General features: G+C 43.5%; 13 protein-coding genes and 1 pseudogene. 9 read left to right on the top strand and 5 right to left on the bottom strand.

Features of this window, described 5'->3' with window-relative positions:
* Positions 1–1243: tetratricopeptide repeat protein (locus tag BGL89_RS15015; protein WP_502692635.1), on the top strand; the 1243-nt coding region annotated here is incomplete at its 5' end.
* Positions 1231–1332, top strand: coding sequence for a hypothetical protein (locus BGL89_RS21510; RefSeq protein ID WP_502692634.1), 102 nt, complete (start codon positions 1231–1233; stop codon positions 1330–1332). The genes BGL89_RS15015 and BGL89_RS21510, both read left to right, overlap by 13 nt.
* Before the next feature lie 537 nt (positions 1333–1869).
* Here the strand turns inward: BGL89_RS21510 and BGL89_RS15000 are convergent.
* The 4 genes from BGL89_RS15000 to BGL89_RS14985 all read right to left on the bottom strand — a co-directional run bounded on the left by BGL89_RS15000 (position 1870) and on the right by BGL89_RS14985 (position 4610).
* The gene (locus tag BGL89_RS15000; protein WP_108937973.1) at positions 1870–2094 is read right to left on the bottom strand and encodes a type II toxin-antitoxin system HicA family toxin; all 225 of its coding nucleotides are present in this window, start codon (positions 2092–2094) and stop codon (positions 1870–1872) included.
* Positions 2094–2306, bottom strand: a complete 213-nt coding sequence (locus tag BGL89_RS14995; RefSeq protein ID WP_286826378.1) for a type II toxin-antitoxin system HicB family antitoxin — start codon at positions 2304–2306, stop codon at positions 2094–2096. The genes BGL89_RS15000 and BGL89_RS14995 overlap by 1 nt, the downstream gene beginning before the upstream one ends.
* Positions 2307–2521: 215 nt before the next feature.
* On the bottom strand, positions 2522–3565 hold the full coding sequence (locus tag BGL89_RS14990) for an N-acetyltransferase DgcN family protein (RefSeq protein WP_286826377.1): 1044 nt from the start codon (positions 3563–3565) through the stop codon (positions 2522–2524).
* The gene (locus BGL89_RS14985) at positions 3558–4610 is read right to left on the bottom strand and encodes a dipeptide epimerase (protein WP_286826376.1); all 1053 of its coding nucleotides are present in this window, start codon (positions 4608–4610) and stop codon (positions 3558–3560) included. Before BGL89_RS14985 ends, BGL89_RS14990 begins: the two co-directional genes overlap by 8 nt.
* A gap of 311 nt (positions 4611–4921) precedes the next feature.
* Here BGL89_RS14985 and BGL89_RS14980 point away from each other — a divergent pair, with 311 nt between their 5' ends.
* The 5 genes from BGL89_RS14980 to BGL89_RS21505 all read left to right on the top strand — a co-directional run bounded on the left by BGL89_RS14980 (position 4922) and on the right by BGL89_RS21505 (position 9046).
* Positions 4922–6085, top strand: a complete 1164-nt coding sequence (locus tag BGL89_RS14980; RefSeq protein ID WP_286826375.1) for an LptF/LptG family permease — start codon at positions 4922–4924, stop codon at positions 6083–6085.
* Positions 6086–6145: 60 nt separating this feature from the next.
* Complete coding sequence (locus BGL89_RS14975) at positions 6146–6313, top strand: hypothetical protein (protein ID WP_002759244.1); 168 nt, start codon at positions 6146–6148, stop codon at positions 6311–6313.
* Positions 6314–6440: 127 nt separating this feature from the next.
* Positions 6441–7784 (top strand): adenylosuccinate synthase, encoded by a 1344-nt coding sequence (locus BGL89_RS14970; protein WP_286826374.1) that lies wholly within the window; start codon positions 6441–6443, stop codon positions 7782–7784.
* 27 nt (positions 7785–7811) lie between these two features.
* A complete protein-coding gene (locus BGL89_RS14965) occupies positions 7812–8369 on the top strand; it encodes a 50S ribosomal protein L25/general stress protein Ctc (protein WP_286826373.1) in 558 nt (185 codons plus the stop codon).
* 383 nt (positions 8370–8752) lie between these two features.
* On the top strand, positions 8753–9046 hold the full coding sequence (locus BGL89_RS21505) for a hypothetical protein (protein ID WP_502692633.1): 294 nt from the start codon (positions 8753–8755) through the stop codon (positions 9044–9046).
* Between the two features lie 22 nt (positions 9047–9068).
* Here BGL89_RS21505 and BGL89_RS14960 read toward each other — a convergent pair.
* Positions 9069–9515 (bottom strand): annotated as a pseudogene (locus BGL89_RS14960) (hypothetical protein); the annotation flags it as partial.
* 112 nt (positions 9516–9627) lie between these two features.
* On the opposite strand from BGL89_RS14960, the gene BGL89_RS14955 reads away from it, so the two are divergent.
* Positions 9628–10617 (top strand): DUF389 domain-containing protein, encoded by a 990-nt coding sequence (locus BGL89_RS14955; RefSeq protein ID WP_286826372.1) that lies wholly within the window; start codon positions 9628–9630, stop codon positions 10615–10617.
* 86 nt (positions 10618–10703) lie between these two features.
* The gene (locus BGL89_RS14950) at positions 10704–10967 is read left to right on the top strand and encodes a DUF3146 family protein (protein WP_286826371.1); all 264 of its coding nucleotides are present in this window, start codon (positions 10704–10706) and stop codon (positions 10965–10967) included.
* Positions 10968–11058 lie beyond the last annotated feature (91 nt).

The raw sequence follows: 11058 nt of genomic DNA, 5'->3' as shown, positions 1-11058 counted from the left end.
TCTCCATCTGCAAGCATCTGTCGGGGAATATCCAGAATATATCGCTGATGAGGATTTATTGTGGTCCTATACCGGTTTAGCTCGTTATTATGCTGGACAAGGATTGTATGCTATTGCTGAACCTTACTATCAAGCTTGTTTAACCGCAACTCGAACCAGTTTAGGAGACAATCATCCCGATGTCGCAACTTCCCTCAACAATTTAGCAGCATTGTACCGTTACCAAGGCAGATACGCAGAAGCAGAACCTCTCCTTCTAGAAGCATTAGATTTGTATAAACGACTCTTAGGAGACAATCATCCCCTTGTGGCAGCTTCCCTCAACAATTTAGCAGCATTGTACTATTCCCAAGGCAGATACCCAGAAGCAGAACCTCTCTATCTAGAAGCATTAGATTTGAGAAAACGACTCTTAGGAGACAATCATCCGGATGTCGCACAATCCCTCAACAATTTAGCAGAATTGTACCGTTCCCAAGGCAGATACCCAGAAGCAGAACCTCTCCTTCTAGAAGCATTAGATTTGAGAAAACGACTCTTAGGAGACAATCATCCGGATGTCGCACAATCCCTCAACAATTTAGCAGGATTGTACGATTCCCAAGGCAGATACCCAGAAGCAGAACCTCTCCTTCTAGAAGCATTAGATTTGAGAAAACGACTCTTAGGAGACAATCATCCCCTTGTGGCACTTTCCCTCAACAATTTAGCACTATTGTACTACTCCCAAGGCAGATACCCAGAAGCAGAACCTCTCTATCTAGAAGCATTAGATTTGTATAAACGACTCTTAGGAGACAATCATCCCGATGTCGCAACTTCCCTCAACAATTTAGCAGCATTGTACGATTCCCAAGGCAGATACCCAGAAGCAGAACCTCGCTATCTAGAAGCATTAGATTTGAGAAAACAACTCTTAGGAGACAATCATCCCCAGGTGGCAACTTCCCTCAACAATTTAGCACAGTTGTACAAATCCCAAGGCAGATACCCAGAAGCGGAACCTCTCTATCTAGAAGCATTAGATTTGTCTAAACGACTCTTAGGAGACAATCATCCGGATGTCGCACAATCCCTCAACAATTTAGCAAACTTGTACTATTCCCAAGGCAGATACCCAGAAGCAGAGCCTCTCTATCTAGAAGCTTTAGATTTGAGAAAACGACTCTTCGGAGACAATCATCCCGATGTCGCAGCTAAGGCAGATACCCAGAAGCGGAACCTCTTTATTTGCAAGCTTTAGCAATTGCCGAGCAAGCTTTAGGGGAGAATCATCCTAATACAATAATGTGTCGGGAAAATTATGCTATCTGTCTTCGTCGTGGGGGATAGCATCTTAGCTGTGATTGGTGTGTGGGATGGACTATGACTAGGGAGCTAGTTAAGAGTGGATTAGAGATGAAGATTGATTGAATGAACCAATCATAGTCAATCAAATAATCACATCAATCATAGTTAAGACCATGGGAAAATAGCGTCTGCATACGCACGGATTTTCCATTATGAATATAGTATCATGTCAAGTCGCCCTTGTCAAGAGAAAATTTTTTCAAATCAGGATTTAGTAAAACCTAGTAACCCACCAACTATCATCGACTGTGGTTGATGTGATGGACTATGTTTAGGGACCTAGTTAAGAGTGGATTAGAGATGAAGATTGATTGAATGAACGAATCATAGTCAATCAAATAATCACATCAATCATAGTTAAGACCATGGGAAAATAGCGTCTGCATACGCACGGATTTTCCATTATGAATATAATGTCATGTCAAGTGGCCTTTGTCAAGTAGGTTTCTAGTCAAAAGGGACTAAGATTTTTTGTATTATATTTAGCCAGGGGAAATTAAGCTTAAATCAAGATTGGAATTACAGCAGACGAATAAATTCTTCTTGTGTCAGTTCAGCATCGCGTAAAATTTTTAAGAGTAATCCTTTCCCGACAGTTTTCCCCCGATGAACAGGTACGGTGACAACTCTTCCATCTTCATGTTTTAAGCGCAGATGACTTCCTTTTTGTCGGATAGATTGAAACCCTATTTTAGTTAAAGCTTTGATAACTTCATCACCGGTTAATATCGGTAATTTTGGCATCAGATAGACACCTTTTGAATTCCAACAAACTCCCATACATCTTCAGGATTGTCATCTTCCAAGCAAAGTTCAATCACTTCCCTGATATTCTTCATCAATTCATCAATCGTTTCCCCTTGACTGTAACAACCCCGAAGTTGAGGAACTTCCCCAACATAATATCCATCCTCATCTCGTTCAATGACAACATAAAACTCTCTTTGATGGTTCATGGTTCTCAATCCTTAAAACAATTATCGTTATCTAAGCTTTTATTGGCGATTATTGAGACTTGAAGAAAGAGTTCGCATACGCACGGATTTTCCATTATGAATATAGTATCATGTCAAGTCGCCCTTGTCAAGAGAAAATTTTTTCAAATCAGGATTTAGTAAAACGTAGTAACGCAGCACCATCGACTGTGGTTGATGTAATCACTGCTCACTGATTACTGTTTACTGATCACTGATAATAACCCTTGACCGCCAAAACGGACAACATCGGTACAAAATAACCCCGTTTCCTCCTGCACAGTTTCTATAGCTTTAACTGCCGCCTCCGGACTAAGATGAAAAGTATTTAAACTAATCCCTTTTACCTTCACCTCCCCGAAACTTCCCCCAGCGCTGGCAGTCATTTCGTAGAGTTTAATCACTTCTGTTAGGGGAGGGATGGGAATATCGGGTAAATCCTTGATATGAATTTGTCCAGCGCGATGGACGAGAATTAACCCCGTCGGTTGACTGCCACGCATTAAGGGCAAGGTAGCAGTGGATCCGGGGTGTAATAGCGAGCCTTGACCCTCAATAAACAAAATATCGTTATTTTCCGCCGATTCTAACACCAAAGCCTCGATCGCACCAGTGGCATAATCAACGCGCACCGCATCCAAGGGTACACCTTTCCCTGCGATCATAATTCCCCCCTGTCCAGTGGCTAAAAATTGCGATTTTAGCCCTTTTTCTTGGGCAACCCGATGTAATTCGATGCTAGTGGACATTTTGCCCACACTCATATCCGTGCCTACGGTTAAAATACGCTGACAGGTTAAATTTTTCGCCTGCGCTTGCCCAATTTTTAAGCCTTGGGGTTCCAGACGGATATCCCAAATCCATTGATCGGGGTTAAGCTGAGTAAACAGGGGTTTTAGGGGTGTATGGAGACCATTAACGAGGGATAACCCCGCATTTACCCCCTCTTTAATTTCTTCTAGCCAATGGGGGGGTAAAATGCCTCCTGAGGGTGCGATGCCAATTAACAGAGTATCGGGATGATAGGTTAAAGCTTCCTTAACACTAGCAACAATCGGCAAGGGGCGATCGATTCCGGCCACTTCTTTTAAGGTGCTGCCGGCGCTTTCTGCGTCAATAATCGCCACTACCTGCGCTTTCCCGTAACGCAGATAACTTAATCCGGTTTTGCCGCGAGTTCCTTTGATTCCTTCGTGGAGAAGAATCGCTACTTTCTTGTCAGGAGTCAAATAATTAGTCATCTTTTGTCCGTAAACTAACACCCAAACCGGGTGAATTATTTGGTTGTAAACGTCCCTTTTCTAAGCTTAATCCCGTGAAGGGATCATCGCGTAAATTTAAATGACTATCTAGGTCAAGATAGTTGACAAGCGGGCCAAGATGTGCTAGGGCAGTATTGGCTAAACTGCTATCAGAGTAACATCCGAACATAATTTGCAGTCGGCAAGCTTGGGCAACATGAATCATTCTCTGCACTTCGGCTAATCCACCAGCTTTCATTAGTTTAATATTAATGCCGTGGACTCGATCGGCCAGTTTCAGGATATCTTGACTAGAAAAACAGCTTTCATCGACGAAGATAGGTAGGGGCGATTTTTGGTATAAATCAATTAAATCTCGTTCTTGTCCGACGGATAGGGGTTGTTCCACATAAATAACGCCTTTTTCCTCTAACCATTGGCACATTTTCACCGCATCGCTAAATTGCCAACCACCATTAGCATCGACAGTTAGGGGCAAATGGGGGACAATTTCTTTAATGGCCAGAATTATGGCTTGATCGGCTTCTATACCGTCCGGTGAGCCTAATTTGACTTTTAATAAGCTAAAATCGCCGATTTCTAGCCAATCTAACAGCCTTTTCTGCACATTTTCTGGAGAATTTAAACCGATAGTAACAGAAACTGGCGGAATCAAAGAGCGATCGAGTCCAAAAATTTGCCAGAGAGGTAAATGAGCTTTTTTGCCTAACCAGTCGTGCAGTGCCATATCAATAGCGGCACGAGTAGCCGAAGATATCTGATTTTGCCATAAAATTTTCTCAATTTCTTGGCGTTGACAGGGGTGAAAAGATTGTAAAATAGGAGCGATCGAGTTTAATTCTTGCAGGATTTTATCGGTTTTTTTCTCCTCGCTGGTAATATCAAAAGGGGATGCCTCTCCCCAACCTTCGATATTTTCCTCGCTAATTTTCAGCCAGATATTAGTATTTTCGCTGGTAGTGCCGCGACTAATCGTTAAAGGTACTCGTTTATGAATAGTAAAAGTTTGCCAGTTTAGCAGCATAATTCACCTCCGGATAATCGGGGAATAGGAACAGAAAAATTAAGTACCTAGGAAAAATTAATTACACATATCTAACCACCTCTTGCATGAGTGCCTCTTGCCTTTTGCCTATCCTAACCAAGAAATTAATTTTGCACCATTACTTATCTACACTTGCCCAAATCCTTACTTCTGTCCACTCTCCCCGCAATCATACAACTTCCGGCGGTGTTTTTCGTCAAAGACAAAATATGATAGGCTAACCGAAGGTGTAAGCAAGACGGCTGCGGGTTAGGAAATGGGATGAAATAGGAGTGAGTTAACCAAAATCAATGATTAAGAAAAAGATTTCTTACTGGGTAAATAGAGGTATTGCCCTCATTGATCGCTATCTGATCAGCCAACTACTACCCCCATTTTTATTTAGTGTTGGTTTATTTGCCTCTTTGGGAGTAGCGATCGGGAATCTTTCCGATTTAGCTAATCAGGTAGTTGATGCGAATCTACCCCTCGCTTCGGCCCTAGAAATTCTCCTGTTAAAAGTGCCAGAATTTGTCACTTATTCCCTACCAGTTTCTCTTTTGCTGGCCACTTTAATCACCTATGGTCGTTTAAGTAGTGATAGTGAAACCGTTGCCCTGCAAAGCTGTGGAGTCACTCTTTATCGTCTTTTTATACCCACTTTTTGCCTGAGTTTAATAGTTACAGTCGTGACATTTTTATTAAATGAATATGTGGTTCCAAATGCTAATTATCGAGCCACAGAAATTTTAGTGCATAAAATTAATAAGGAAGCAAGTTTTTGGAAAAATAAAGATTTTTATTATCCCGATTATGAAATAAAAACCCTAGAAAATGGTGCGATTAATCGCAATTTAAGAAGTTTATTTTATGCCGAACAATTTGACGGGGAAAAGATGAAAACCGTCACCGTTATCCGTTGGCTAAAACAAGAATTAAATCAAATTATTATCGCCGATTCGGCCCGTTGGAATGCCGTCGATAACGTCTGGGACTTTTTTAACGGCATTATCTATGAATTAACCCCCCCTAACGCCTCCTATAGCCAAGTTATCCCCTTTAAAGCCGAAAAAATCGCTTTATCTCGCTCCGCTTTCGATTTTGCTCGTCAAAGCCGCGATCCCTACGAGATGAACATACCACAGGCGATCGAATATGTGCAACTGCTCAAACTCAGTGGCGATGATAAGAGAGTCAGGTTTTTTCAAGTGCGAATCCAGCAAAAAATCGCCTTTCCCTTTGTCTGTATCGTCTTTGCTACCATAGGTTGTGCCTTGGGTTCTCTACCGCAAAGAATCGGTCGGGGAACCAGTTTCGGTCTCAGTGTCGCTATTGTTTTTCTCTATTATCTTTTCAACTTCTTAGTGGGTAGCTTGGGACTAACCGCCACCCTCTCCCCCTTCCTAGCTGCCTGGCTGCCTAATTTTTTCGGTTTTGGGTTAGGTCTGTGGTTATTATGGCGACTTAACGGTTAGACTTTTTTGAAAATTTTCGTCAAGATAGGAGACGTAGAGTTATAGCAGGCCCCTTAGTCTATGTTTCCCTTCTTCTTCAACACTTGTGGCAGCACTTCCCGCCAAGAATGTCAAGAGCGTAAATTAACATTCCTCAAATGGATGCGCGATGACCTCGAAACCCGTCTAGCGGGATTAAATGCCGCTATCGAAACTATCGAGCGTCAAATCAGTCGGGAAGGTCAATAAACCCTGAAAATAGGCGAGTTTTACCCTCGCCTTCTCCCTACAATTAGCTAAGAGAGATAACTTGACAGTTGTATTCGCCAAGAGGGATAATAGTAGTTTGTGTGAACTTTAGCTAGACTAAAATACCTTGGCTAACGTTATTGTAATCGGCGCTCAGTGGGGCGACGAAGGAAAAGGAAAAATCACGGATTTGCTGAGTCGATCGGCGGATGTAGTGGTGCGTTCTCAAGGTGGCGTAAATGCGGGTCATACCGTCGTCGTCGAGGATCAAACGTTCAAACTCCATCTAATTCCCTCTGGGATTCTCTACCCAGATACGGAATGTATAATCGGCTCGGGAACAGTCATAGATCCCTCGGTGTTACTCAAAGAGATGGCGCAATTACACGCCCTCAATGTTACCACCGACAATCTCTATATCTCGCAAACGGCTCATGTCACTATGCCCTATCATCGGCTGCTCGATCAAGCATCCGAGGAAAAACGGGGTAAATATAAAATCGGCACCACGGGAAGGGGTATCGGCCCCACCTATGCCGACAAATCCGAGCGCATCGGCATTCGAGTCATCGACTTGATGAATACCGAGAATCTGCGGCAAAAACTAGAATGGACGATCAATTATAAAAACGTCATTTTAGAAAAGTTATATAACTTACCGCCTTTAGATGCGAAGACGGTGATCGAGGAATATCTAGAATATGCCGAGAAACTGCGTCCCCATGTGGTCGATAGTTCCTTAAAAATCTACGAAGCAATCCGCAAGCGTCAGAATATTCTCTTTGAAGGGGCCCAAGGAACCTTACTCGACCTCGATCACGGAACCTATCCCTACGTTACCTCCTCCAATCCGATCGCCGGCGGTGCTTGTGTGGGTTCTGGCATCGGTCCGACGGTAATCGATCGAGTGATCGGTGTGGCTAAAGCTTACACCACTAGGGTAGGTGAAGGTCCATTTCCCACGGAATTAGAGGGGGAGATCGAGCAGTTATTGTGCGATCGCGGGGCGGAATTCGGGACCACCACCGGCCGTCGTCGTCGTTGCGGTTGGTTTGATGCGGTTATCGGTCGTTACGCAGTGCGAATCAATGGTTTAGACTGTCTAGCGATCACCAAATTAGATGTTCTCGATACCCTAGAGGAAATCAAAGTCTGTGTCGCCTACCAATTGGACGGTCAAACCTGTCGCCATTTACCCAGTAGTGCGGTGGAATTCGCCCGTTGTCAACCGATTTACCGAACGATGCCAGGGTGGCAACAACCCACCAGCGATTGTCGGAGTCTGGAAGACCTGCCCAAACAGGCCCTCGATTATCTAAAATTCCTGGGGGCGATCATGGAAGTACCGATCGCGATTATCTCCCTAGGAGCTAGTCGCGACCAAACTATTATCGTTGAAGACCCCATTCACGGGCCAAAACGCGCTCTTTTGGACGAAAATGGCTCGCCTTGGGATAATTACGAATTTTAAATCATTGCCAAAGAGGATTAGTCAACTATGCAAGTTAGCGTTGAATGTCAAAAAAGACCCGAAAATATTAACCCCAGGGCCCTACGTCGTCAGGGTTTGATCCCGGCGGTTCTCTACGGCCACAGCGGCACGGAATCGGTTTCCCTCGTGGTGGGAGAAAAAGCGGCCTTAACCCTGCTCAAAAAGGCCTCGGTAAATAATACCTTGGTGGATGTGAATGTTCCCGAAATGCCCTGGACGGGAAAAGCTTTGATCCAAGAGGTACAATCTCATCCTTGGAAAAGAAATCTCTATCACCTTAGTTTCTTCTCAGTATCTGCCCACGGTAAGCTCGATATCGTTGTTCCGATTAAAGCCATGGGAGAAGCGATCGGAACTAAACAGGGCGGTTTAATCGAACAGTTCGTCAACGAAGTTAATGTCTCCTGTATTGCTGATAATATCCCGGAAGTGATCGAATTTGATGTTTCGGAGATCGGTGTGGGGCAATCCCTGCTCGTGGGTGATTTGAAAATGCCAGAAGGGGTGACTTTAAAAGACGATCCCCATACCACCGTTTTTGCCATTGTTGCCGCTAAACGGTAAATTCAGTGATCGGTGGTCGGGTAATAGGGTTTTGGGGTGATAGGGTGTTGGGGCTTTAGGGTTTTAGTTGAAATTCCCCCACTTCCCCACTTCCCCAACCCCCACTCTGCCATAACTGCTACTGCATACTTTGTGCTTTTTGTCAAAAAAACTTTTTCTTTGCAATAAAACTACACAAAAAAAAGATCATCGTTGTGGGTGAAACTGACCAATTTACCCGTCTCAATTGGAATCACCCTGTAGGTGTAGCAAGGGTTTCAACCATTGCTGTCTAAAAAAGCACAGAGTAACCTACTTTAAAATTCTATCAAATCGCTGTAACCATTACAACATCGTTGTTAAATAAAAATCTTTCTCAATTAATTCTTAAGAATTTGTAAATATTGCGAAATGTTAATTTAAATATTCTCAAGTTTTTGGAGTCAATAAATAATTTTTGCTTATCTTTGGCGCACATTGGGTTAGAAGTCGGGAGTCAGGAGCCGGGAGTCGGGAGACAGGAGACAGGAGATTATTTCTATTTATTCTCCCCACACCCCACACCCCACACCCCACACCCCACACCCTACACCCTACACCCCACACCCCACTTCCCCACTGCCCTCTCCGGTACTCCGGTGCGCCCCTCTCCCTGCTGCCATCTACTGGAGGGTTATAGCGTGAAAACGCTCAAATAGCTCCTCGCGGGCGGATTCGATTGATAATAGCCGTGCGCTGCAAAGGAGGCAAGAAATAGACCCCTTCGGGCCAATTCGGGTCTAAGGCCGCCCCAAAACCGTTTAATATAGTTTCACTAACCAGAGGGGCAAGAATCCATAAACGGGGCAAATTTTCCTCATTGTAGGGGCTATTTTCTCGTTTGGCCTGTCGCTGTAGTTCAGCAAAAACGGCGGTTAATTTCGCCAGACAATTACGCACATCGGCACGAGTGGGAGAATTACGATAGGGTTCTAGGAGAGTGCTATTTAGGGCAATTTGACCTAATAATCCTAGATTATCGACAGTTATTTGCCGATCTGGATGAGGCGAAAAAAATAGATCAATTTGTCGGTTTTCGTCGGTAATTTCCTTGCTAATTTCTACCTGGCCTAGAGGCGATAATAATTCTTCCAGATAGTTTTTAGCAAATTGGTCATGAGGTTTCATCAATGGAGGCGAAGAAAAAAAACGTAAGATTAGTTAAAGAAAATGAGACAAATATACATTGATTAGACAAAAAAAGCTATAAGTAAAAGAAAAGTCAATCTTCCTCAGCCCCATGACGAGAAAAGAACGGCCCTACTCGTGGTTCTCAAGAAAACCCTTGACCTGGCAACAATCGCGGACTATGTGGCGCGATTTATGGTTAGAAGCGTCCCTCGATTTTCCCTATCTAGCTTTGATTGTCAGTTCTTGTGCGATCGCTACCTTTGGCTTAGTCGCCAATAGTGCGGCAGTGATTATTGGGGCGATGATTATTGCCCCTTTGATGTTGCCGATTCGTAGTCTGGCTTTTGGTGGTTTAATTGGCAGTTGGCGATTAATTCGTAAGTCGGCCTTGGCAATTTTAGTCGGTACGATTATCGCTTTAGCGATAGCTTGGTTGCTGGGATTATTGATCGGAATTTCTGAATTTGGTAGTGAAATTCAAGCTCGTTCTCAACCGAATCTTTTAGATTTAGGAGTAGCAATTACCGCGGGGGCAATCAGTGGTTATGCTAAAATAGAACCGAAAATTTCAGGTACTTTAGCGGGAACAGCGATCGCCGTGGCTTTAATGCCGCCAGTTTGTACGATTGGTTTAGGATTATCCCAAGGGAATTGGGTCCTAAGTTTGGGGGCAACTCTGTTATATATTACCAATTTATTAGGCATTGCTCTCTCCTGTTTGTTGGTCTTTTTGCTGGCAGGTTATTCTAATTTTCATCGGGCGCGTAACGCTCTAATTTTGACTTCTATCCTGACAGCAGTTTTGCTAATTCCGTTAGGAATAAGTTTTGCAACTCTGGCCAATCAAGCTCGCTTAGAAAGGTTGCTCAAAAAAGCTTTATTACAACGAACGATTACTTTTCAACGGGCAGAATTATTGGAATCTTCGATTAATTGGCTCAAGCAACCTCCCCGGGTGAGATTAGTAGTAAGAACTGCGGAAAGTATTACCCCCAGACAGGTAGAATTGTTGGAAGAATTCATTACTAAGGAAATGGGGCGACCTTTTCAATTAAATGTCTTGGTTTCTAAGGTTAATGAAGTCACTGCCCCAGAATAAAGTCGAGAAAATTAGCTCAAGTAATGACAAACAAGGATTAATTCGCTATCTTAATGTTTGATATTTAATCTATAGGTAGAGTTCAGGTGAGTAGCGGCAATCGACCAGAAAGCACGGCTTATGTGCGGATAATTAAGCAATCTTGGCAAACGGGTAAATTAGAGGGAGAAGTGCGGACGGAACAATATCAATGGCGTTTTCAATGGCATTTTCTTCAAGGCAAGTTATTAGTACAACCTTCCCTAGGTAGGGCTTTGATTTTTGAACCCTTGAATCGGTTTTTAGAACGCTACGATTATCAATTAGAACCGGGAGGAGATTATGAATTTACAGTGCGCTCAAAATTGTAAATTTGACATCCTCACCGCCGTAAACGGACGGTGATTCCCAAACCTCACGATTTAGGTTTCTGCTTCTTTCCCTTGCGGGGTTCCGCACCTG

The sequence above is a fragment of the Microcystis sp. LSC13-02 genome (genome assembly GCA_002282935.1).
In the GTDB taxonomy this organism is placed as follows: domain Bacteria; phylum Cyanobacteriota; class Cyanobacteriia; order Cyanobacteriales; family Microcystaceae; genus Microcystis.
The sequence above is the reverse complement of the archived record's forward strand: the minus strand, read 5'-3'. Positions and strand labels throughout refer to the sequence as shown.